Here is a 23657-nt window from a genome sequence, read left to right on the forward strand (position 1 = left end):
AATTCCTGGTTTTGAATTTTTTTCGAACTTGGGGGAAAATCACAACATGTCCATTGCCGCAGGCGCCAAAATTGGTCCCTACGAGATCCTTTCCATCCTGGGTGCTGGAGGCATGGGGGAGGTTTACCGGGCGCGAGATTCGCGGCTGAATCGAGACGTCGCTATCAAGATTCTGCCCGATTCGTTCTCCAGCGATCCCGATCGCCTCCGCCGTTTTGAAGGAGAAGCCCGGGCCATCGCGGCGCTCAGTCACCCCAACATTGTCGCCATTTTCGATACCGGCTCCTGCGAGAACAGCCCCTACATTGTGTCTGAATTGCTGGAAGGACAAAGTCTGCGTGAACGGATCGCCCATGGCGCGGTTCCTTCCCGAAAGGCCATTGAATACGCCTTGCAGGCCGCCCACGGCCTCGCGGCGGCTCATGAAAAAGGCATCGTTCACCGCGATTTAAAACCCGATAATATATTCCTCACCCGGGATGGGCGGGTAAAAATACTCGACTTCGGGTTGGCGAAACTGACCCGGTCGGAGACGCTTCCGGTCAGCGGGACGCATACCGTCGGGGGAGTCGACAGCGGTGTGACGTCGCCGGGGATGGTTATCGGCACTCTCGGCTATATCTCTCCCGAACAAGTGCGCGGACAGCCTGCCGACCATCGCTCCGATATTTTTTCGTTTGGGGCCATTCTCTATGAAATGCTCTCGGGCCAGCGCGCCTTCAAGCATGACTCCGCCCCCGAAACCCTGACGGCCATTTTGAAAGAGGATCCTCCGGACCTGACGAAACTGGATCAGAAGATCTCTCCCGGGCTGGAGCGGATTGTGCGTCACTGCCTCGAGAAGAACCCGGAAGAACGCTTCCAGTCAGCCCGTGATCTGGCGTTTGGCCTGGATTCGCTTTCTAATCTATCCGGACTGAGCACTCCCCCTCTCGAAGTCTCCCCGAAGAGACGCTATCAAGTCTTTCTTCCCTGGCTCTTGCCTCTTCTGGCACTGGTGGTCGTGTTGAGTGCCGGATTCCTGAAGTGGAACCGTGGAGAACCTTCGCAGCCCTTGTATCACCAGCTCACTTTTCGTCGCGGCAACTTACACATGGCGCGATTTGCACCCGACGGACAAACCATTGTTTACGGTGCGGCCTGGGAGGGGAATCCTATCGAAATTTTCACCACCCGCCCCGAGAGTCCCGAATCGCGATCTCTGGGGTTGAACCGCGCGGAGATCCTCGGGATTTCTCCGGGGGGCGAGATGGCGCTTCTCTTGAACAGCCGTCCCGCCGGCACGTGGATTAATAGCGGCACACTGGCCCGGGCGCCGCTCGCGGGGATGGCGCCTCGTGAAATTCTTGAAAATGTGCAGGGGGCGGAGTGGGACCCGAAGGGCGCCAATCTCGTCGCGATCCGCGACATCATGGGTCACAACCGTTTGGAGTACCCCATCGGAAAGGTGCTTTACGAAACCGGGGGCTGGACCAGCTATCCACGGGTTTCCCCGGGAGGCGACCTGATTGCCTTCCTCGATCATCCGTTGCAGGGAGACGATGGCGGATCGGTCGCTGTGGTGGACCTGTCGGGAAAGAAAAAGACGATTTCGAGCAATTGGGGCACCATGGAAGGTTTGGCCTGGTCTCCCGCGGGGGATGAGATTTGGTTCACGGCAAACAAGGCGGGAGGGGACCGCGCCCTCTACGCGGTGACGCTTTCAGGTCGGGAGCGGCTCGTCGCCCGGGTTCCCGGTGCCCTGATAATACAGGACATTTGGCGCGACGGTCGCGTGCTCATGACCCGTAACAATGAGCGGCGGGGAATGATCGGGCTTTCCGCCGGCGAATCGAAAGACCGGGATTTATCGTGGCTCGACTGGTCTCGTCCCGCGGGGATTTCCGCGGATGGCAAGACAGTCCTCTTCTCTGAAGAAGGAGAAGGCGGCGGCGCCAGTTACTCCGTTTGCATTCGTAAAATGGATGGGACCCCTGCGACCCGGCTGGGCGAGGGCACCGGACTGGCATTGTCACCCGATGGGGCCTGGGTGCTCGCGACTCGTGCCGATTCGGTCGGACTTCTCACTCTTCTTCCCACCAAGGCAGGAGAAGCAAGGATCCTGTCACAGGACCAACTGAATCATATCCGGGCCATTTGGTTTTTCGATGGAGGGCGCTTTCTTTTTTCAGGAAATGAACCGGGTCGTGGTGTGCGGCTCTACGTTCAAGCGGTGGACGGGAAGAAACCACAACCCATCACGCCCGAAGGAACGAACGCCTTTTCGTTCTCGCTATCCCCGGATGGCAAAATGGTTGCCGCCGTAGGGCCTGACCAGAAAGGATATCTTTTCCCCGTCGAGGGTGGCCAGCCCCGCCTCATCCCGGGCCTGGCGTCCGACGAACTGCCCGTCTCCTGGAGTGCCGATGGCCGCGCCCTGTTGATTTACCGTCTCGGGGAATTGCCCGCCAAGGTTTATCGCCTGGAATTGAGCAATGGACAAAAATCCGTTTTAAAGGAGCTCCTGCCTTCCGATTCTGCCGGCATCAATGTCATCGGTCCCATCTTTGCAACTCCCGACGGCAAGAACTTCGTCTACGGCTACGTGCGCAGCCTCTCGGACCTCTACCTCGTCGAAGGATTGAAATGAGGGCCGGGCACGAGGGATTGGCGCTGTTTTTGCTATCCCCCATCACCTGAAAGCTCTGTCCTCAGCGTCCCTTGCGCCCCTGCGGTAGGAAACATCAAGGTCGCATCTCCGTATTCCATTTTGGAATTCCCCGGAAGCGGGCCGGATCTCAGGTGCTCAACTCAAGGTGACGTGAGTCCCGGGTCTGGACATCAAGTGTGTCCAACTTGAGGGATCGCCACGTAGTCTCAGCACGAAAAATGGATTCTGGAGGTGCGACCCTAATCATGCTAATCATGCGATGATGAGTTGACTGGCCTCCGTAAAACGAAGGAAGGGAGATGGCTCATGAAGAATCTACAAACGCTGGGTGTGTTGGCCATGTTGTTGGCCATCAATCCAGTCGGGGGCAGTCGGATTCGCGGTATGTCTGACCCCGCTCTTTCATTGGGGCAGCAAACGGAATCCTTGAACCCCAAACGGGTCCAGGTGGATCAAGCTTTCCTGGAACGAAATCTGCTTTTCGAACACATTCCCACTTTCCCGATGCAGAACCAGTTGGTACGAATAGAAGGTGAGGTTGTGGTTCACGTCGTCGTATCCACCGGTGGGCGGGTGATCGATGCCAGGCTGGAGAATGGGGATCCAAGGCTTGCTCTGAGGGCCCTTGAAGCGGCCAAGTCTTATCGTTATTACCCCCATGGTCATTGACGGAGTTCCCGTGGAGATGGAGGGTCTCATCAGGATGTACTTTAACTGGGATCCTCTTGTCAGCCTGGGCCAGTATTTGGGGAGCTGGAAAGGCGAACGCTCAAATACCCTGCCGATTTCCCGAATCGATATACATCACGATTTGGAGAAAGGGCTGTCCGCGCATTTCTGGAATCATTGCGGGGGGAATGAGTGCGATGCCGGCGAGGCTCGTTTCTTCTACTCGGCGTATGAAGAGGGAACGATCCAAGTGGAAAAGGACCTCCGTTTCGGCACGGGAAATGCCTGGAAGTTCATATTGCAGCCCGATGGCCGGCTCAAGGTCCTCCCGGTCCAGTTGTCCACTGACGATGCCATCAATCCGTCAACGAGAGGAGAGCCGCAATTCTTCACACAGGAGTTTTCCCTGGAGCGCGCAACAGTCTTGGCTTACGAGGGCCGGTACTTGAACGCAAACCAGGCCGAACTGGCGGAAGAGAATCTGAAGCAATTTCCTGAGAACCTGGCGGCGAGAACGCTTTTGCTTGGCTTTTACTACTGGCAGGTTGAAAAACAGGTTGACCTTCAACCCGTAATTGCGGCGCGGCAGCGACACATTCTCTGGTTGATCGAGCACGCCCCGGAATCGGAGATTACTCGCATCGACGAGGCGCTGATTGCACCGCGGCACAGTCCCTTGGCCGATGCGGCCGGCTTCAAACAGGCCGAACAACTTTGGCGGCAGAAGTTGAAAGCAAATAAATGTGATTTCTGTGTGTACGTGCATTCTTATTTGTTCGTTCAACTCCACGACAAGCCCCTTGCAGAGGAAATTCTGAGAGGCTATTACCGCGGCAAGCCCGCCGACCCGCACTTTCAGGAGAACTTGAGCCGGCTGTATGCTTACGGGATCTTAGGTCTGACCGGTCTGACCATCAACGCGTTTCCCGAAGCCACCGATCCCAGTGATGCTCAGAGTCCGTTTGCACGGAAGGCCAAGGCTTTTTTGCTCCATACCCATCAAGTTCCGATAATTGAAAACGCCGCCGCTGTGCTTGTTGATTTCGGAATCCGCATGCGTGAGAAAGATGCCACAGGCGATTTTACCGTCGATTTCGAAAGCTTTTCTCGACAGCTCATTCAAAGAGGTGAGCGCCTCAGTCCGGAGCGAGCGGCGTGGAATCGGCTCCGACGACAGTTGGAGAGGTATTACGGAAAACTGAGCTTGTCCAGCGACTACCTTCCTCAACTCAAGAAGGTTCTTGAGGGTCAGGAAGCGGCTCTCCAAAAGATGGGGACTGTACCCTATCGGATATCTTATCTGTCGGGATGCGCGCTGATGGCTCTTCAAGTAGGCGAACTTGACAAAGCCCAAGAATACGCCCAGGAGGGTTTGGACCTCACGAGAGGCCAGGACATCGTTTCCAGCATCTATCGGGCGAAGATGAAGATGATACTGGGCCGGGTGGCGCTTCGGCGAGGCGATATGGACTCCGCCAGGTCCTTTCTGATTCAAGCAGGCAACGAGCCCATAGGACAATGGCTCGAGAGGATGTTTCCAAGTATGGCATTGGCCAAGGAGCTCTTGGAACATGGCGAACGAGCCGCAGTCCTCGAGTATTTGAAAATCTGCGCCGACCACTGGAACAAGGGGAAGGAAGCCCTGCTCAGATGGCGAGAGTCGATTGAACAAGGCCAGGCGCCAAAATTTTCTTACGCCACTTTGGTAGAATGAATTTTGTGGAAATCGGAAAGGTCTGAGCCTGGCTTTGCTTGGAGCCGATGGAGGGGCAACCTTCCCCCAACTCCGCGTTGACGGCCGGCAGGGGTGACGGTATCAGCATTGGTGGACGGTCGTAGTCTTTCGTTGGGACTTAACGCACCGCTCGAATACGGGTGGCACCTGCGGGCGGTCGTGTCCGACCTGATGAATCGAAGCTCATCCCCTCGTAGGACGAGAAGAGGCTCTTTCGAGTCACTGGGTTATCAGGCTTTGATTTTCTTGATCGTGGTGTTCGCGCGACCCGTTTTGATGGCGACCTTCACAGCATCCTCCATGGGATCTTTGAAGGGCACCTCGATTCGGAGCAGGCCGTGCTCGTAGATCGCTTCGGCTTTGTCAGGTTTCACTGCCCAAGCTAGAGCCAGTGCTGAAACATACTCGATGTCCCTTGCTGGCGCGGTCAGGTGGACGCTGTCTTCTAGGATCTTCAGATCGATGATATCCGTTGGCGCTCCTGGGATGGCGAACTCCACTACTAGCTTCAGGTTCTCCTCGTCAGCATACGCTACTGTGTTGGGCGCAACCCTAATCCGATTTTCCGGCATACTGGCAACCCCCTTGTTGCTGGGAACAACTCAGCCTCGTTAACCCTATAACATGGTTGACTTTGCAGGTCAAGTACGACGGCCGCGGGCTGAGAGCCCGTCGCTGCTTCTGCTACCACCCATCACCTGAAACCTCTGTCCTCCGCGTCTTTTGCGATCCATATCATGCTAAACAAGTAGAGTTACTCTTGCCTCAACTGGAAATCCTGTGCGCGCGGACGACAAATCGCTTGGGTGCCGGACCCACATAATAGAAAGGGTAACAAGTCACGAGGGTAAGAACTGCATCCTCGGAATCGTCCAGCACTGAAACGTTATCGGAGCTGACCACTGCGGTAAAGTCGACGCGATAGCGGAAGGAGCCGTCCAACGTCGTCAACGTGATTTCATCATCCTTGGTGACCTTGCGCAACTCTCTGAAGAACGTGTCCCGGTGTCCCGTAATCACAACGTTCCCTTGCTGACCCGGCAGCGGGGTACCCGAAAGATGCCCGACAGCGCGTCGCAGGGTCTTTCCGTCGGTGCCTTCCATGATCATTGCCTCAAGACCGATTGTGCTGATCTCGATCTTCCCCACGGGGAAGCCCCTGGGAACAGGCTTGCCGGGGCTCGCGGACTTCACGCCGTTTGTTTCCTCCAGGGGAGCTGCAAGGGGCGACGGCGGAATATTCTTATCCCCGTCGGTGGAGATCCTCAAATCTTTCGATGCTTGCTCGAATCGCCACTTTTCGTGAGACTGATAAATCCTCGTGTCGATCATCACGTAGCCGACGTAAACCAACAGAAGAGTGCCGATGACAAGAAAGAGGTTTCGGCTCCAATGGAAGATCGAATGGCCTCGTCGACGAGAATTTGGCGCTCCGATTCTGGGGATCATGGTTTGTTGCTCAGTTTGGCTGGCGAGGATTCGGGTTTGTTGGGCGCATAATAACCGGGACGAGTTCGAACGATGAGGCGTCCACCCCCTGCCACGGCCTTCACCGTCACGGCCCGATAATTCCCATCTCGTTTTTCATTGGTAGACTCATAAGCGATGGTGTATTGGTTACGAATATCATGCGCGATTTGCTCACAAATGGGGATCACGTCCTTTAACCTCTCCGGCAAAAAAGCCTTTCCACCCGTGGCCTTTGCAAACCGATGGAGGACATGTGGGTTCTTGTCGGGATCATCCGGTTCAACGAGACCCAGGGTATAGATGATGACGTCGGACTTCATCGCCAATGCCATGACCTGGTCCAGGGTGTGCTTGCTGGCGTTGTCGGCCCCATCGCTGACGACGATGAGGACTTTCTTGTCCCGATTACCTTTCTTCAGGTGTTCGAGCGCAGCCGCGATGGCGTCGTAGAGCGCCGTCTCGCCGTTTGCGGCAATTCGGGAGAGGGCGACCGCCAATTGATCCGGTTGGTCGGTGAACGCCGTGTCGGGGGGAAGGCCAAAGGAAACGTGTTCGTTGAAATTGACCACGAACATTTGGTCCTGCGGGTTACTGGACCGTGCGAAGGCCAAAGCGGCGGCAATCACTTCAGCGCGCCTCGGTTTCATGCTTCCACTGTTATCGACAACCAAGCCGACCGTGACCGGAATATCCTGGTGGGTGAAATACGTGATTTGTTGGAGAACCCCGTCCTCGTAAACCTGAAAGTGGTCTTTGCCCAATCCTGAAACAAGAACACCCTTGTGGGTCTGCACGGTTGCGCGCAGGATCACCATTTCCACGTCCATCCGAATCGTGTAGGGATCGGTTTGGCGGCTCTCTGCCGGTGGACTCTCTTGAGGGCAGACAACGCTCGACAGAAGAATCAGGAAGAACAGTGCGGCCAGACACCGGCAAATGGCGATACAATCCCTCTTGTGGCGTGCTCCAATTCTGATTGATCCCAAGGCCCTCAACTTCCACCCCCCTGTAAAGGCGAACTGTTACTCGGGTGAAGAGACTCGATCGGCCACCCATCTGCCTTTCAGTTGAAGGGCACTACTCGCAAGCGCTTGCGCTCCGCGTCCCAGGAGACTGCCACCCCGTTTGAGGACGAGGCACATCACATAGGCACCAAAGAGTAGCGCTACAACGAAAAAACCTGCAAGCAGGCAAACGGCGAATTCACCAAGAGTGAGCATATTCTTTGAGTCTTTGTCATCATATCAAGTTGTACCGCTGATTAGTCTTGAACCTGTCCTTGGTTATCCAGGTTGTAGCGTTGCAGGTTTATTCCTGATCGGCCCTGTCCGTAGAAGGAATCGGACCCGTAGTTCAAGGGCCCATGTTCGGGTGAGGACGGACTCTGTCGCCCGCCAGGGGAGGTTGTCCTCGTGTAGCCGCCTCCCCCCCGCAATCTCCCGGAGTCCCGTCGAGTCCACTCCGGTTAAGAAGGTGCTCCCGAAACGTCCTCAGGGGACCCCGACGCGTGGCCCACACAACCACAGACTTGCCTGACTTAAGCAGCTCGCTTCCCAATAACCAGGAGCGCGAGGCCTGTCCCCAGCGAAAGCAGCCCAATCAATCCCGCGAGCGGCAATAAACTGGCCGTTTGGGGCAAGCTCTTTGCGGCGACCTCAACCGGCGCGGGCTCAACCACCTTCGGCGGTGTCTCAACCACCTTAGTTACTTCGACCACTTCTCCTGTAGGTGCAACAGCGATGACCGGCGCCGTCTTCAAAGCCTCGATGGGCGCTGCATCCAGCTCGATCGGCGTCGCGAGTATGGGCTGATTGGTTATCTTCGCCAGCTCGATGGCCCTTGACTTGGGGTACACAAATTCCTCGCCCCATTGACGCCCTGGATAAAACCATGCCCGGATGGCTTCCGGCTGCCCCTCCGCCCTCTCCTTGAACGTCATGACCGTTTTGTCGGTCGCCTTCAAACGGTAGTTGGGGATGGCGAGAATGGTTGTAAACACATGTGTTTCGTCTTCGCTGAAGATCTGGACGATGTGGCGGTCTGCCAGTGAGTCAAAGATCTTGAAGACATAGGTGCCCGCCGGCAAATTGTGAGCGCCCACACCTGGAACTTCGATTGGCGCGTTGAAGGTCACAATGGTTTTCCTGTCCCACTCGCCTGCCCTCGAACTGGTGGACAGAAACGTTAGAGCCAGGCTGATGCAGAAAATTATCGCTATTGCTGTGTATAAGTTTGTCCTTTTCATGGGTATTCCCTCTGTCTTTCTTGGGGCGATCGGTTCTGCCCCGGAGCAAACATAATCGGATTACCTATCAAGTGAACTGATGAGACTCCAGACCTGCCTCCCAGGCAAATCCGGCTGGGAATTTCAAGCACATCTCTTATACCCCGGAGGTGATTGGCGTGTCAGTTCAGTCCTGCTCATACCTCTGGTCACAATTGCTCAGGCCAGTTATTGAGGGGAGGTTCCAGGCAGGGTCGGTCACGAGTTGGCGGGGGAGCCAGAATTCTCGTCCGGGTAGTAGATTTCGTTGACGATGCCGTGGCTGAGTGTAAACCAGAGCCGGCAGCTGGTGTGATAGGCGGTGCCGAGACCTTCTTTGGCCCTGGACGTCCAACGCGGTTCGATTCCGGGCGCGCCGAATGCGATCAAGTGTTCAGTTGGATTCATATCAGGATGTCAAACGCTTCCGCGAGCAACCTGGACAGCCCGTGGAACAAAGTCTTGCCGGTCGTAGTTCAACAAAGCGCCGATCCGATCGATACTCACGTCAGCAGCCGGGTAGGTCCCCAGAATCTTCGGATCCAGCGCGTAGTGCCCCTGCCGCACGAAGACAGTCGTCACCCGCCGGCCCCAGATTTTCTTGATGGCGGCGAGAATGCGCAGCTTATCATCCACCATGACATAATGATCCGCTGGGTACTGCGCTTCCACGTCGGCCAACTCGTGCTCTTTATGCACGTAAATCAACGTGCGCCCATCGACCGCTTCATAAAGTCCGGAGCGGTCCACTTTGCGGGGTTGGAAAACGACGTCGCCGTCAGTCAGAAGTACGGCCGCTCCCCATTGCTTGACGCGCTCGATGACGTCAAGCGAGTTGGGGAAGAGGCGGTTAGCAAAGGGATAGTTTATGAGGAAACGCGAAACGGCCAGCAGACCCAGGTCATGCGGATACTCGCTTCGGTAACGCTGCAAGGCGCCCAAGTAATCGGCGTAACCCAGCTGGCTTCGCAACTGCTCGAAAATGGTCCAGTAGCACCGCGCCCGCCTGGGGCCGACTTCCCGCTTGAGATATTTGCTGAGGTCGGCGATGACCTGGTCGTTGTCGAGCAACGTGTTGTCCACGTCGAAAAGGAAAACGATTTTCGCGGGAACTGAACGTCTGGGAGTTTTTCTTTTCATAAGTTAATGGACGAACTGCTTATGAGTTGAACCCCTATAAGGCTTGGTCCAAAGGCGATATCCGCCTTGGAATACGTTGGAGTTGGTTCCCGGGCACGTGCCGGATGAAAGTTTCTTGAGCAGTCTGGCACTGCCTCCCTCCAGCATCTTCACATGGGTGCCGCCAGCGTCGATGACGAGAATTCTCATGGCATCAAATATTTCAGATTGTGTCAATCACGAATTCTTTCCCTTTTTCTTGCGCAGGCCCACCAATTCGGTCGGCTCGGGCCAACTGTGTCCGTGAGCCAGCAGTCCCTGAGTATCCTCGGGTCCCCAAGTGCCGGCGGCGTAATTGGGAAAATCACTGGGCGGAGCTACCGCCCAGGCGTCGAGGACCGGCATCAACAGCCGCCAGGCCGCCTCAACCTGATCGGCCCGCATGAACAACGTGGGGTCGTTCTTCATGACGTCCCAGAGCAACGTCTCATACGCATTGGGAGATGGTGCGGCAAAGCTCTCACGATAATTGAACCGTAAGTCCACCGGTCGCAGTCGCATCTTTGGCCCCGGATATTTGGCTTGAAATCCCAATACGATTCCTTCCTCCGGTTGGATCGACAGGACGAGCCGAGATGGATGCCAATCGCGGCCCGACTCGGGCGGAAACGACTGATGCGGGACGCCGCGGAACTGGATGGCAATTTCGGAGGCCTGCCGGGCGAGCCGCTTTCCGGTCCGGAGGTAGAAAGGCACGTCCTGCCAGCGCCAATTGTCAAGGAACAGCTTTAACGCCACAAATGTCTCCGTCTGGGAATCAGGCGATACGCCGTCTTCTTCGCGGTAACCAGGCGCTTTCTTGCCGCCGACCCAACCCGCGCCGTATTGCCCGCGCACCACGCAATGATGGACGGCGTCAGCGTGAATCGGACGAACGGCGTGGAGGACGTCTACTTTCTTGTTGCGAATCTCGTCGGCCTCGAAGGAGACCATCGGTTCCATGGCGACGAGACAAAGGAGTTGCATGAGGTGATTCTGCACCATGTCGCGCAGGGCTCCGGCGTGGTCGTAATAGCCGCCGCGATGTTCGACACCGACAGCTTCGACAGCGGTGATAGTCACGTAATCCACATAACGCCGGTTCCAGAGCGGCTCGAAAAGTGGATTGGCAAAGCGGAAAGCCAGAATATTCTGCACCGTTTCCTTGCCCAAATAATGGTCGATGCGAAAGATTTGAGATTCCTCGAAATTGGCGGCGAGGATGGCATTCAGGGCGCGGGCGGATTCCAGGTCATAGCCGATCGGTTTCTCGACCACAATCCGCGCCCATTCCCGGTCACGCGCCAGTCCGGCCTTGCCGAGGTATTTTGGGATTTCGCCGAACATGCTCGGCGGTGTGGCCATGTAAAAGACGCGGTGGACTTTGGCGCCCCATTCCTTTTCCAGCTTCGCGCATTGTTCGCCCAGGTCCGTATAAGTTTGCAGCTTCTTGAAATCGCCCTGCTGGTAATGGAGATGCCGGGCAAACTCGCCCCATTCGCCGGTTTTCACCTTTCCTTGGCGCGAGAATTCCTTGACGCCGTCGTGGAGACGCCGGCGCAGCTTTTCGTCGCTCAAGTCAACGCGATCCACCGCGATGACCGAAAAATGAGCGGGCATACTTCGGTCGCGTGAGAGGTCAAACAAGGCCGGCACAAGTTTCCGCCAGGTCAAGTCACCGGCCCCGCCAAAAATGACGAACACCGTCGGTTCGAGTTGGTCATTCTTTTCCATGATTCTCACTTCTTCACCTGTTCCGGGTGAGACGTGCCCTTGGCATCGATCCGCTCATAAGCGTGTGCGCCGAAGTGATCCCTACGGGCCTGGATGAGATTGAGTGGCAGCCTGGCGCTTCAACTTGATTCCACTCATCAAGTCCTTTCACGACGTCACGCTTGCGGAGATCGATCTAAACAAGCGATGATTGCTTCGGTAACCTGCTTGGTCTCATCGGGACCTCGAACTGGGATAGAAAACACCCCTGCTTCTTCCGCCGGATAGTCGTTCCCTCCGACGAACAGGGCATCCCCTATGAAAATCATCTCTTCCAGTGGAATGCCCAGAAGGTCTCGCAGCTTTCTGAGTCCGTAGGCTTTGTCAATGCCCGGTTTAGTGACATCAATGGATGTCGCGCCACCCATTCGGACCGAAAACTCGGGAATAAAGGTATCAAGGATCGCTTTGATCTTCTTCCGCTTGGTGAAATCGGAGTCCCATTTGTTCTTTTCTCCCAAGGGGGCCTGCTGACCTAACGCGGAAAATGTGATCTGGCTTCCCCGGTCTTCAATGACCTCTCCCCAGACTTTTTCGACCTTGAACCCTGCTACTCCGAGCGCCTTCTTTAAAGAACTGACGATTTTCTCTTTTTCATCCGCGGTGAAATCTTCTGAATAGATCTTCTTCCAATCCCCTGCGTATTGGAAGAACTTTGTTCCACATGTAGGAAGGAGGGATAGATTCGCCAGGCGTTCGTCATGGGGAAGATTGGAGAGCATTTGTTTTTCAAACTGCGGCCAATCGCCTCCGGAAATCACGGCCACTTTGACGACACCGAGAAGGTCATGCAGCAGTGCCGACATTTCGGCATCAAGAGACGATTTACTCTCGGCCAGTGTGCCGTCCAGATCATAAACAATTAGCTTTTTCACTATCCTTCCCCCTCTGAATTCTTGCGCTCTCAATTGCAGTCTCCGGCCCTGCCAACCCTCCCGTTGCTGGCCCGGATGTAAACTATTCCGGTAGCGCCATTGTTAACAAGCTCACGGCCCTCGGCGGCCGAAAAGCACGCGCTCCGACCAGCTCCGGCAAGAGCAATGGCGTCGCCCTGCCCCGTGCCCTCGATGCATATCAGCACGCGCCGCACACCCGCGGGATCACTTCCTGTTCGAAGATCCTGGTATGCCCCGCTTCACAACCAGGCGTCACCATGATGGAAACCGTTCGTGCGAGCATAGTACGCCCACGACGTCCGTCTGCCACTGAATTCTGACGGGCTGGTGGGGACGCTTTTCTTATACCTTGGAGGCAATTCGGGGTCAGTTCAATCCTGCTCAAGGCGGTGGCTAGAATTGCTCATCCCTGTTAATGAAGGGGAGCCACAGTCTGGGACTGATGGGAATTACCGGGGGCTTGATAGGGATACGGGTGCTGGGTGACGTAAGAAAGTGGGACGATGCGGGGGCTGTTTTGCGGAGTCGGAGCGAAGGGTCTCCCTTTTGGAGCACCCCATCTAGACAAGATGCTTATCTCCGCGATACACCGCTCACCAGTGCAGGTTGGGTGCGCCTGTAACACTTATTTCCGATACCTAGGATTAATCGTGCAGGACCACGCTGAGGAGGCCACTGTTAACCGTCAACCCGCCATCACCAGTATATTCGACAAAACCAAGCGTCCTGAACTTGTTCATGAAATGACTGACCCGCGATCGCGTGGTGCCGACCATTTGTGCCAGGTGTTCCTGATTGATTTTCGGATGCACGATTTCGGCCCGGCTCTCCTTGCCAAAATTAGCCAGCAGCAAGAGAATCCGAGCCAGGCGCTTCTCACTGGAGTTGAAGAGCTGGTCGACGAGATCCCCTTCGAATCGAATGTTGCGTGAAAGTAGATGCACGACGAACAGTTCCGAGATCTCGTGCCGTTCGTGCAGTACGCGCGTCATCAGCGACTTCTCAATCCGGGAAAGAGCGCAATCCGTCCTCGCGACGGCCGTTGAGATGCGCAACGGCTGACCTGCGAGACATCCCTCGCCGAAGAATTCGTTGGCGTCCAAAATGGCGACGATCGCTTCCTTACCCTGTTGGGATGTCACCGAAAGCTTCACCTTGCCTCGGCGGATATAAAACACGGCATCCGCAGGATCTCCCTGACGGAAGATTTTACGACCCGCATGGTATTCTGTGTCGGTTTTGCCGCGGGAAAATCCAGCGAGGAAGGCCTCCCAATCGACAGGCTGCTGTTTCTTACTTGCCATTACAATCTCCTTCTGTTTGCTGGTGAGGGGCGTCGCGACGCGGGGTAGATTGCCGCTTTGTCATCGACAATCAGGCGATTCTCCGGCACAGTGAACCCTCTTCGTAACTTATCAATAGAACTTGTGCCGACGAGGGCAAAAAAAATCAATAGGAGGCCAGGAATACAGGAAGTCAGAAACCTTCCATTGGAAGAGAATGAGAGGGTCCCTCCGCGGTGTGTCTTCCATCGAGGACCGATTCTCCGGGTTCCTGGATTCGTAATAAAATCCGGTTTCGGTTCCGGCTCGTCCGGATTAGGGATTATATACTCCAACCGGAGCCGATACAATTCTTCAGACTAATTATGCATTGACTCAAACTTGGGTTACACAAGCCTAGTCGTGCAGGATCACGCTGAGCAGTCCACTATGGACCATCAACCCGCCGGTGGGGCCGTCGTAATCGACAAAGCCAAGGTCCCTGAACTTGTTCATGAAATGACTGACCCGCGACCGGGTGGTGCCCACCATTTGCGCCAAATTCTCCTGATTGATTCTGGGAACGACCGTTTCGGAGCGACCCTCCTTGCCAAAATGAGCCAGGAGTAACAGAATCCGTGCCAGGCGCTTCTCGCTGGAGTTGAAAAGCTGGTCGACGAGGTCCTCTTCATAGCGGATGTTGCGTGAAAGCAGGTGCGTGACGAACAACTCCGAAATGTCGTGCTGCTTGTGGAGCATGCGCGCCATCCGCGCCTTCTCAATCCTGGCAAAGGTGCAATCCGTCATTGCGATAACCGTTGAAACGCGCAACGGTTGGCCTGCCAGGCATCCTTCGCCGAAGAACTCACCGGCGCCCAGGATGGCGACGATCGCTTCCTTGCCTTCTTGTGAAGTAACCGTGAGTTTCACCTTGCCTCGCCGGAGGTAGAAGATGGAATCCGCGGGGTCTCCTTGCCGGTAGATGGTGCGGTTCGCGGTGTACTCCAGAACGGTCTTCCCCCCGTTGATTCCAGCGAGAAGGACTTCCCAATCGATCGGCTGGTTTTTCTGATTTGTCTTAATAACCGCGGGGCGGCTTTTGTTGCGCGCCATCACAGCATCCCCCATCTTGCTGAAGGTGGGTCCGTCGATAGGAATTCTCTTGCTTGCCATGACAACCTTCTTCTGCTTGCTGGAGAGGAGCTGAGGATTGCAAGGGGGATTGCCGCTTTATCATCGACGATCAGGGTACTCCCCGGACGATAGACGCTCCTCTGAGTGGAGGCTATACCTTAACGGCAGCCGATGCAATTCTTCAGATTGAGTATCCGACAGTACATTTGAGGGCTAGGACGCTGAAGGTTTCTACAGAATCCACAGTAGAGGCGAAGGGCTGGATTGATCCGAGCTGAAGCCAGATCAGGGTCATATAGAACCTCAAGCTGCCACTCGGCCCCCGGTATTTGAGAATCCTTCCGAGAAAGTTTCTTACCGGGTCTGAGTGTGCTATTTTAGGCGAATAGGACGGGGTTCAGGCATCACCAATCGCAGTGGTAAAGACAGGAGGCTTCTGAACTCTGATGAATGTTGTCACTCGGGGCAAGCGGGCGCATGCAGAGAGGATTTCAGCAGCACCCCAAATCCTTGCACAGACTATCCTCGATACGATGCGGGAGCCGATCTTGATTCTCGATGTTGCTTTCCGGGTGAAAATGGCAAACAGGTCTTTCTACCGAACCTTTGATGTCAAGCCCGAGGAGACCGGGAACAAACTCATCTATGAACTGGGGGACGGCCAGTGGAACATTCCCGAGCTTCGCGTTCTTCTGGATGAGGTTTGCGGTGACGACATGCCGATCGAGGACTTCAAGGTAGAGCGCGAATTCGCCGGCATCGGCCGGAGGTTCATGGTTCTCAATGCCCGCCGGATCCAGCCCGAGACAGGCCAGCCGATGATTCTCCTCGCCATAGAAGACATCACTGAGCGCACGGAAGTTAGAAGGGAGCTCGAACTTCATGCGAAGGAATTGGAGCGATCCAATGCGGACCTCGAACAGTTTGCGTATGTGGCCTCCCACGACCTCCAGGAACCACTGCGCATGGTGACGAGTTTCACGCAGCTTCTGGCAAAACGCTATAAGGGAAGACTCGATTCCGATGCCGATGAGTTCATCACCTATATCGTAGACGGCGCTGCTCGAATGCATCGACTGATTAACGACTTGCTGGCGTATGCACGCCTGGGTTCCCGGGGCGCGGAATTTGCGCCCTCCGACTGCGAGGAGATCCTGACTGCTGCTGTCTCGAATCTGGGAAGCGCGATGGGGGAAAACGGAGCGACAGTGACCCACGACCCGTTGCCGACCGTGATGGCCGACCGGGACCAACTGAGCCGCCTGTTCCAAAACTTGCTCAGCAATGCGATCAAGTTTCGCTCGGTGGCACCGCCCGTCATTCATGTTTCAGCCCGGCGAAATGAGAACGAATGGCTCTTCTCGGTGCGGGATAATGGCATCGGCATGGACCCCGAGCACTTCGATCGCGTTTTCTTGATATTTCAGCGCCTGCACGGCAAGGGTGAGCATTCCGGCACAGGGATCGGCTTGGCGATTTGCAAGAAGATTGTCGAGCGGCACGGAGGAAAGATCTGGATCGAGTCGCAAGCGGGGAAGGGATCGACATTTTACTTTACGATACCGGCTTGACCCCGCCATGGCCATGGGTCGGAGGAGGCGAAAATGGAGACCGCTGGAAGGCCCATTGAAATCTTGCTCGTTGAGGATAATCCCGCCGATGTACGACTGACGGTGGAAATCTTGAAGGAAACCAAGGTTCGCAATACCTTGAGCGTCGCCGCCGACGGCGTTGAAGCACTGGATCTGCTTCGCCGGACCGGCAGATATGCCCACGCTACGCGACCAGACCTCATTTTGCTCGACCTGAACTTGCCCAGGAAGGATGGCAGGCAAGTCCTGGCGGAAATCAAAGCCGACCCCGTCTTACGGCTCATCCCGGTCGTGATACTGACCTCATCGAAGGCCGAAGAAGACATCGCCAAGAGCTACAGCCTGTATGCCAATTGTTACGTGACCAAGCCGGTCGACCTGGAACAGTTTGTCAAGGTTGTGAAGTCGATCGAAGATTTTTGGCTGACGATCGTGAAACTTCCGTAAGGTAAGGATGCCATGACTTCCGAGCCGATTAAGGTTTTGCTGGTGGAGGACAATCCGGGAGATGTCCGCCTGATCCGGGAAATGTTGAAGGATTCGAAGACCGCCTTGGCTGCCCTGGAGGATACCTCAAGCCTGACGACGGCGGTCGAGCGCCTGGCGAAGGGGGGAATCGACGCGGTGTTATTGGATCTCGGCCTCCCCGATAGCCAGGGCATGAGCACTTTTGTGAAGTTGCACAGTCAATTTCCCCACACTCCGATTGTCGTCCTGACTGGCCTTACCGATGAGGTGCTGGGCCTTCAAGCAGTCCGGGAAGGGGCGCAGGATTACTTGATCAAAGGAAAGGTCGATAGTCAGTGGCTTTGCCGTGCCATCCTCTATGCGGTTGAGCGGGTGCAAGGGAAGGAAGCTTTGGAGAGAAGCGAGGAGCAGTATCGCCTGCTCTTTGAAAAAAACCTTGCGGGGGTATACCGGACTGCCTTGGACCGCCGCATCACGGACTGTAATGAGGCTTTCGTCAAAGTCTTCGGATATGCCTCTCGTGAAGAGATCTTAGCCCATCCCGTGCAGGACCTCTACTTTGATCCCCGCGAGCCGGAAGCGATCGTGGCCCGCATCCGGTCGGAAAGGACCCTCTCGAATTTGGAGATGCGCCTGAAGCGAAAAGACGGCAGCCCGGTTTGGGTTCTGGTCAACGAGAATCTGATCGAAGGGGAGGCCGGCCGACAACCGTTCATCCTGGGGACCATCATCGATATTACCCCGCGCAAGGAGGCGGAAGAGGCGCTGCGGCAAAGTGAAGGTCACCTGCGTGCCATCGTTGAAACCGAGCCGGAATGTGTCGCGAAAGTCGCGGCGAACGGCGACCTTCTTCAAATAAACCCGGCGGGCCTGGCCATGATCGAGGCTGATAACTTTGCCGAAGTTCGTGGAAAGTCAGTCCTTCCCTTGATTGTCCCTGAGCATACGCCGGCGTTCAAAGCTTTCTTGCGAGCAGTGTGCGGCGGCAACCGAACCAATTTGGAATTCGAGATTGTCGGGATCAAAGGGACGCGGAGGTGGGTCGAGTCTTATGCGGCCCCCATAGCTGATGAGACGGGATCAAGTTGCATGTTAGCCGTCATGAGAGACCTCACCGAACGCAAGCAAGGTGAAAAGGCCCTCCGCGGGCTGTCTACACGTCTGCTGCAGTTGCAGGATGAGGAGCGGCGGCGTGTTGCCCGGGAACTCCACGACGCCATCGGCCAGAACCTCGTTGGTTTGGTGACGAACCTCACCCTGGCGCAAAGGTCGGCTGGCCGGCTTAATCCAAAAGCACGGAAGGCTCTATCGGGAAGCCTTGAGGTGGCAGAGCGGTCGTTGAATGAGATGCGTACCCTCTCCTACTTGTTACACCCGCCGCTGCTTGATGAAGATGGCTTGGCCTCAGCCTTGGCATGGTATGTCAAAGGGTTTGCCGAGCGAAGCGGAATCAAGGTTGACCTCAAAGTGTCTCCCGATTTTGGCCGGCTCCCCCAGGAGGTCGAGACGACCCTCTTTCGGGTCGTGCAGGAAAGCCTGACGAATGTCCATCGTCACTCCAAGAGTCCCACCGCCAGGATACGGCTTTCGCGGCGCTCGACTGGGGTGGAGTTAGAAATAGCAGACAAAGGCCAGGGAATGTCCACAAAGGCCCTCTACCTGGGCAATTCGAATGCCGGACAGCTTGGAGTGGGCATTATGGGTATGCGGGAACGGGCCATCCAACTCGGGGGCCGGCTGGAAATCGCTTCAAGCCGGCGAGGCACGACCGTTCGTGTCGTGATCCCGCGTCCCGAGGTCACTCCATGAAAACGCTTCGTATCCTGGTGGCAGATGATCACGAGGTCGTGCGGCAGGGAATGCGCGCCCTTCTGGAAGTCCGTCCGGGATGGGAAGTTTGCGCGGAGGCGGCCAACGGCCGGGAGGCTGTTGAGCGGGCTAAACAGACGAAGCCGGACGTCGTGGTGATGGACCTCAGCATGCCGGAACTGAATGGCTTGGAAGCCACGCGACAAATCCTGAAAGCCCTCCCCAGAACCGAGGTGCTTATCCTGACGCTTCATGAGTCCGAACAGTTAGTCCGGAGGGTGGTCGAATCAGGCGCTCGTGCCTACGTCCTGAAGTCCGACGCGGGACGAAGCCTGGTGGAGGGCGTGGCGGCGCTTAGCCGGCACAAAGGTTTTTTCTCATCCAACGTCGCCACGCTCGTTGTGGAGAGCCACCTGAAAAGGGGTAAGACTACCGACAGAACGAACCGCCATCGTGACTTGCTGACCCCTCGCGAGCGGGAAGTTGTCCAGCTTCTGGCAGAAGGGAAGAGCAATAAAGAGGTCGGGGTAACCCTGGGGCTCAGTGTTCACACGGTCGAAACCCACCGAAGCAACATCATGCGCAAGCTCGGCACCCATTCCTTAAGCAGCCTGATTCGATACGCCCTTCGCAATAAGATTGTGCAGTTCTAGAACGTTCTCAAATGCCACACTGGCAGCTGCCAATCTAAAGCTGCTTCAAATCACAAAATCGAATTTCAATCCCCAACGCCTACAACGGGTGAATAGCGCCCAATTTCGCCTTTGCCAGCTGCCCAAAGATTGCACTCGCCCGTCTCCATGTTGAACCCTTCGTAATTTCCACCGCCCCCCTGTAGTTCCCTTCATTAAGCGGGATGAGCAAATATGACCAGACGTGTGAGCCGTACTGGGCTGACACCCGTATTCCGGCCAGGGTATAAGAGGTGTGCCTCTAACTTCCAGCCAGGATCTGCCTGGAGACGGAAGTTGGGGAGGAGGATCAAAATGCTTTGGACAATTTTCGTGATTCTGATGATTTTGTGGCTGCTGGGCTTTGGACTTCACATTGGCGGAGGCCTCATCCACACATTGCTCGTGGTTGCCGTGGTTGTGTTGCTGTGGAACCTGCTCACCGGTCGAAGATCTGCGGCATAAGGCGGCCGAACCAACCAAACCTGAGAGGGTGGCAAGGATTAACTTTCTGCTGATCCTCTAATTCTGGGCCTGCTGGCCCTCGCCGGAGTTCTGGGCAGGGTCATTCAGGGCCAGAGCTCTGTCGAATGATCGTAGAGGTGGGCCTTTGCCGCATTACTCGTGGTTCAAGATTTGCGAAGCCGGACTTAGAGTTCAATCTCACTTTGAGAGAACAAAAAAAGGCTCCTTGGCTGGAGAAATTCAAGCCCAGGAGCCTTGGTTAGTCTTATAGGTCGCAGGCAGACCTACTGACCGATCCCTCCATCGCCGATTTGGGTCCTTTACAGCCTCATGTGCATCCGGGAGAGGGAATGGAGAAGTCCAAAGACATTCAGGAGCCACAAAACCACGAAAATGACCACAACCGCATTCAAGATCGACTTAATGGATCCTGCCATGGGTATGAAGCGATTCACCAGCCAGAGCAGAACACCCACTACGATTAGAACCACGAAAACATTAATTAAAGGCATGATTGTTGACCTCCTTTTCCCTCGAGTCTGCCTTGGGATTCTCGTAATCGTTGGCCAGGTACCGGGCCTCTAAAGGTGACCCAATAGCAGCAGGATGAGCAGAATCACCAGGACCAGGCCCAGCCCGCTACTGGGTCCATAACCCCAGCTTCGGCTGTGCGACCATCTGGGCAGTGCTCCCAAGAGCATCAAAACCACAACGACGATCAAGACCGTTCCGAGCATGTTGCCACCCCCCTTTCTTGCCCTTTCGTAATGTCCTGCCGGTGCGAAACCGCCGGTTTCTCTTCGGCAGGACTGGCTGCGAAACCGAGCGAGGCCAAACTCAGGCCCAACATCCCTTTCCCTCAATCAAACGCCGCGCGCCACGCGCGTGCACAGTTCAGAGGGCGATGTAGATGATCTCGACAACCGCCCTGCTGCCCTGGTGAGCGTTTACAATCGGTCGAACTTTCGCCCACCCTTGGGGGAGTATTTTGTCAGCGCCCTGTCCAAGCCCCGGGCCGCCGGAGGAGTGCGCACCGTGCCGTCGATCAGAATTTCTTTCGCGGTCACCTTGCGTCCGTAGAGCTTCTCGTTGTCATCCCTATCTTGCTTGACCACGGCGCCGTCGAGTGACACCCCGGCGAACAAGCCCCGTGTCCGGGAGTAGCTGAGAATCTCAGCGTGGAGTTGAGCGTCTGTCGCCCCTTCGGCGGAACGACCCACCGGACCGGCCGCTACGGATAATTCCGCGCCCAGCTTGATGCTGTCCTGAACCAGTTTTTTCATGCCTTCCGGGTTCATCACGAGGAAGACGACGTCGGTCGCCTTACCGCCGATCTGAAATCCAACGCTCGCGGCGCCGAGGGTAAACATGGAAGGCGCATCCCAGGCCCCGTTCCCGCCCTTGCGGCACACCAGGACACCGCGTCCGTAAGTGCCACCGACTCCCAGCGCAAACTTCACCTGCGAAGGAACGATGCCGACACATACGGCCTTTTCCAGCAACTCACCCGGAATGCCCTTATCGGGAGTCCCCATGATCTCGTTGACAACGTTGGTTGCCTTTTGCAGTTGGCTCTCATCGGCAAATGCCGTTGTACAGAATGCCAGCAACAGAAAAATCAGACACAGTCTTTTCATCTTAAGCTCCTTTTTTCCACTCACGCCCACTGACCGCGTGTCCAAAGTTCCCATTCAGAACCGTAGGACTACGAGCCGGTGATGCTATTGTTGGACTGCTTTCTCCACCTGGCCGATGATCCCTTGAACCCTGCCGGCCGCGTTTTCAACTGCGCCCTCGGCTTCCAAACCGGGATTGTTCGTCAGTTGTCCCGCTACCTCCTTGACCTTGCCCTTCATTTCGCGAAACTTGCCTTCGGCTTTATCCTTCGTGCTTCGCTTTATCACGATTGCTCCTTTGGCAGGAATCCGGGCCGTAGCCCCACAGCGATCCAGCAGAGAAGGTCCGAACGCCTCGTCGTTTGAGCGAATGATGCAACACCTGTCGTCGCTCTCCTGCCATTTCTTCTCTCGGCTCTTTTCAGCTGGAGACTCTCGCGAGTCCTCTGCCCTTTTTGTTTATAATGTTTATACTCCGCGCTGATTCGCCTGTCTGCTCAGCATGGCTCACGCGTCTGGTCAAGATTGCTCATCCAATTTGCTGGAGCTAGCCCGCGGCTCTGCTGGCTGCGCCAAGACGGGATCTTTTATGGCCGAACTGTCATTCTGCCTTTTCAGAACGATAATGCTCACACAATCGAGATGCTTCCCAGCCCTTACAACGAAGGCTGGGACTGCGGTTGGCGTCTGAGCGAGCTCTAGGGTTGGTGTGGGACTGGCGCTTGGGCTGGTGGTGGACTGCCCGCGAGAGTCGAAACGGGGGTTACCGATTTCAATTGATCCAGCTGAGTCAGCACACTCTGCCATCGAGCCGCGTCCTTCTTCGTCTCCAGCGGAGCAGAGAGGTCAGAATAGAAAATCAGGATGTTCGCCTGCAGGTCTGTGGTGGTCAGTTCAAACTTTCGCTCCGACAGCCTGGCCAACAACTTTGCATACGTGTCGTCAGTCAGCGAATAATCTCCTGCCTTGGTCCCTTTGCCATCATCCAAATCACGATTGGGAACCAGGAGTACATCCGCGCGTATTTGTTCAAGAAAAGCCCGGTATTGATCGACCGACATATTGATGCTTTTGAAATACAGCTCCTCGGTCTGCGGGGTCGGGTTGTTGAACGCCAGCGCCTTGAAGGGGCCAATTTTCGGAAAGTAGTGCAAGAGCGCCGACAGGAGTCGGATGCCGAATCCGGGCTTCTGGTAGTCCTTTCCCCACTCCTTTTCGTAATCGGAGCGCGAGAGCCGGTACAGGAACTTTCGTTTCGCGGCAGTGGGCTTCTCGCCCATCATGTCCTTCTTATGGGTCCGCAGTGCAACCTGGGTCATTTCCGGAATCAGCCGACTGATAAAGAAGCGGTACGAGCCGATCGCCAGGTCCACGTTAGGAAGCACGTCTTTCAACTCCACACCGTACACGATGGGGAAGACCCGCTCCAGCAGGGGCTTGGACACTTTAAACCCGATGAAATCGTGGTACTGCTCCGACGCATAACGATTCTTCGCGACCTGGACCATGTCGAACCCGAACTCGGTCTTCAGATGGGCCGTCTTGTCCTGCGCATACCTGACCGACAGGCCATACTTCGCCCGTAGCTTCGGGTAGTGGACCGAGACCGCTGTGTTGACAGCCGGGTGGCCGGCAATGTCCGAAGCATAGTGTGACAGGGCGCCCAGGGAGAAGGCGTATTCGTTGGCATCCTGGCTCTGGAGCCGCAGCTCGCGGACGAAGTCTCCGCTGCGGACGTAATGCGCCAGGTTACTGAATTCCACCCTGCCGAAGGGGTAGTAACCGAGATCCTGGATCACAGCGCCTCCATAAGCGTAGGCATGCGCCTCATTGAGCTGGTCTTCCGACAGCCCCGGAAATCGCTTGAGGAGGAGGGGCCGGATCTCAGCGGTCCAGAGCAGGTCTACGATTTGCTCGTGCGTGAGAACGGAGTATGCAAACAAGGCATTGCTGCTCATCAGTACGGCGAGAAGGAGTGCCGCCACGCAGAAAGAAAGCAGGCGCCGACGTTTGACCAGAGCGTTTG

General features: G+C 56.0%; 25 protein-coding genes and 1 pseudogene. 8 read left to right on the forward strand and 18 right to left on the reverse strand.

The annotated features are described in order from the left end of the window. Positions 1-46: 46 nt before the first annotated feature. The 3 genes from LAO21_17570 to LAO21_17580 all read left to right on the forward strand — a co-directional run bounded on the left by LAO21_17570 (position 47) and on the right by LAO21_17580 (position 5033). Positions 47-2629, forward strand: a complete 2583-nt coding sequence (locus LAO21_17570; protein ID MBZ5554530.1) for a protein kinase — start codon at positions 47-49, stop codon at positions 2627-2629. A gap of 327 nt (positions 2630-2956) precedes the next feature. Further along, the gene (locus LAO21_17575; protein MBZ5554531.1) at positions 2957-3319 is read left to right on the forward strand and encodes an energy transducer TonB; all 363 of its coding nucleotides are present in this window, start codon (positions 2957-2959) and stop codon (positions 3317-3319) included. Beyond that, entirely contained in the window at positions 3309-5033 is a 1725-nt protein-coding gene (locus LAO21_17580) for a hypothetical protein (protein ID MBZ5554532.1), read from the forward strand. Before LAO21_17575 ends, LAO21_17580 begins: the two co-directional genes overlap by 11 nt. Positions 5034-5284: 251 nt before the next feature. On the opposite strand, the gene LAO21_17585 is transcribed toward LAO21_17580, so the two are convergent. The 13 genes and pseudogenes from LAO21_17585 to LAO21_17645 all read right to left on the reverse strand — a co-directional run bounded on the left by LAO21_17585 (position 5285) and on the right by LAO21_17645 (position 14989). Then, a complete protein-coding gene (locus LAO21_17585; protein MBZ5554533.1) occupies positions 5285-5626 on the reverse strand; it encodes an Hsp20/alpha crystallin family protein in 342 nt (113 codons plus the stop codon). A gap of 193 nt (positions 5627-5819) precedes the next feature. Next, positions 5820-6503 (reverse strand): class D sortase, encoded by a 684-nt coding sequence (locus LAO21_17590; GenBank protein MBZ5554534.1) that lies wholly within the window; start codon positions 6501-6503, stop codon positions 5820-5822. Continuing rightward, positions 6500-7510: a VWA domain-containing protein gene (locus tag LAO21_17595; GenBank protein ID MBZ5554535.1), complete on the reverse strand. Its 1011-nt coding sequence runs from the start codon at positions 7508-7510 to the stop codon at positions 6500-6502. Before LAO21_17595 ends, LAO21_17590 begins: the two co-directional genes overlap by 4 nt. A gap of 36 nt (positions 7511-7546) precedes the next feature. Beyond that, positions 7547-7744, reverse strand: a complete 198-nt coding sequence (locus LAO21_17600) for a hypothetical protein (GenBank protein MBZ5554536.1) — start codon at positions 7742-7744, stop codon at positions 7547-7549. Positions 7745-8061: 317 nt separating this feature from the next. Continuing rightward, positions 8062-8769, reverse strand: a complete 708-nt coding sequence (locus LAO21_17605) for a hypothetical protein (GenBank protein MBZ5554537.1) — start codon at positions 8767-8769, stop codon at positions 8062-8064. Positions 8770-9027: 258 nt separating this feature from the next. Next, positions 9028-9195: pseudogene (locus LAO21_17610) on the reverse strand (hypothetical protein). Between the two features lie 9 nt (positions 9196-9204). Continuing rightward, complete coding sequence (locus LAO21_17615) at positions 9205-9927, reverse strand: HAD family hydrolase (protein ID MBZ5554538.1); 723 nt, start codon at positions 9925-9927, stop codon at positions 9205-9207. 3 nt (positions 9928-9930) lie between these two features. Next, complete coding sequence (locus LAO21_17620) at positions 9931-10116, reverse strand: hypothetical protein (GenBank protein MBZ5554539.1); 186 nt, start codon at positions 10114-10116, stop codon at positions 9931-9933. 27 nt (positions 10117-10143) lie between these two features. Next, positions 10144-11679 (reverse strand): glucose-6-phosphate dehydrogenase, encoded by a 1536-nt coding sequence (gene zwf, locus LAO21_17625; GenBank protein MBZ5554540.1) that lies wholly within the window; start codon positions 11677-11679, stop codon positions 10144-10146. A 5-nt stretch (positions 11680-11684) separates the two neighbouring features. Next, complete coding sequence (locus tag LAO21_17630; protein MBZ5554541.1) at positions 11685-11789, reverse strand: hypothetical protein; 105 nt, start codon at positions 11787-11789, stop codon at positions 11685-11687. A 45-nt stretch (positions 11790-11834) separates the two neighbouring features. Beyond that, on the reverse strand, positions 11835-12593 hold the full coding sequence (locus LAO21_17635; protein MBZ5554542.1) for an HAD-IIB family hydrolase: 759 nt from the start codon (positions 12591-12593) through the stop codon (positions 11835-11837). A gap of 665 nt (positions 12594-13258) precedes the next feature. Next, complete coding sequence (locus LAO21_17640; GenBank protein ID MBZ5554543.1) at positions 13259-13918, reverse strand: Crp/Fnr family transcriptional regulator; 660 nt, start codon at positions 13916-13918, stop codon at positions 13259-13261. Between the two features lie 375 nt (positions 13919-14293). Beyond that, entirely contained in the window at positions 14294-14989 is a 696-nt protein-coding gene (locus LAO21_17645) for a Crp/Fnr family transcriptional regulator (GenBank protein ID MBZ5554544.1), read from the reverse strand. 599 nt (positions 14990-15588) lie between these two features. Between LAO21_17645 and LAO21_17650 the strand changes: the two genes are divergently transcribed. The 5 genes from LAO21_17650 to LAO21_17670 all read left to right on the forward strand — a co-directional run bounded on the left by LAO21_17650 (position 15589) and on the right by LAO21_17670 (position 20015). Continuing rightward, positions 15589-16581 (forward strand): GHKL domain-containing protein, encoded by a 993-nt coding sequence (locus LAO21_17650; protein MBZ5554545.1) that lies wholly within the window; start codon positions 15589-15591, stop codon positions 16579-16581. Positions 16582-16614: 33 nt separating this feature from the next. Then, complete coding sequence (locus LAO21_17655; GenBank protein ID MBZ5554546.1) at positions 16615-17049, forward strand: response regulator; 435 nt, start codon at positions 16615-16617, stop codon at positions 17047-17049. 12 nt (positions 17050-17061) lie between these two features. Continuing rightward, the gene (locus LAO21_17660; protein MBZ5554547.1) at positions 17062-18879 is read left to right on the forward strand and encodes a PAS domain S-box protein; all 1818 of its coding nucleotides are present in this window, start codon (positions 17062-17064) and stop codon (positions 18877-18879) included. Further along, a complete protein-coding gene (locus LAO21_17665; protein MBZ5554548.1) occupies positions 18876-19532 on the forward strand; it encodes a response regulator transcription factor in 657 nt (218 codons plus the stop codon). Before LAO21_17660 ends, LAO21_17665 begins: the two co-directional genes overlap by 4 nt. Before the next feature lie 333 nt (positions 19533-19865). After that, entirely contained in the window at positions 19866-20015 is a 150-nt protein-coding gene (locus LAO21_17670) for a lmo0937 family membrane protein (GenBank protein MBZ5554549.1), read from the forward strand. Positions 20016-20335: 320 nt separating this feature from the next. Here the strand turns inward: LAO21_17670 and LAO21_17675 are convergent, their stop codons facing one another. The 5 genes from LAO21_17675 to LAO21_17695 all read right to left on the reverse strand — a co-directional run bounded on the left by LAO21_17675 (position 20336) and on the right by LAO21_17695 (position 23589). Next, a complete protein-coding gene (locus LAO21_17675) occupies positions 20336-20527 on the reverse strand; it encodes a hypothetical protein (GenBank protein ID MBZ5554550.1) in 192 nt (63 codons plus the stop codon). 69 nt (positions 20528-20596) lie between these two features. Then, the gene (locus LAO21_17680; GenBank protein ID MBZ5554551.1) at positions 20597-20752 is read right to left on the reverse strand and encodes a DUF3309 domain-containing protein; all 156 of its coding nucleotides are present in this window, start codon (positions 20750-20752) and stop codon (positions 20597-20599) included. 210 nt (positions 20753-20962) lie between these two features. Next, a complete protein-coding gene (locus LAO21_17685; protein ID MBZ5554552.1) occupies positions 20963-21652 on the reverse strand; it encodes a lipid-binding SYLF domain-containing protein in 690 nt (229 codons plus the stop codon). An 84-nt stretch (positions 21653-21736) separates the two neighbouring features. Next, entirely contained in the window at positions 21737-21916 is a 180-nt protein-coding gene (locus LAO21_17690; protein ID MBZ5554553.1) for a CsbD family protein, read from the reverse strand. A 413-nt stretch (positions 21917-22329) separates the two neighbouring features. After that, positions 22330-23589, reverse strand: coding sequence for a zinc dependent phospholipase C family protein (locus LAO21_17695; GenBank protein MBZ5554554.1), 1260 nt, complete (start codon positions 23587-23589; stop codon positions 22330-22332). Positions 23590-23657: the final 68 nt, after the last annotated feature.

This window comes from Terriglobia bacterium (assembly GCA_020073085.1).
Lineage (GTDB): Bacteria > Acidobacteriota > Terriglobia > JAIQFV01 > JAIQFV01 > JAIQFV01.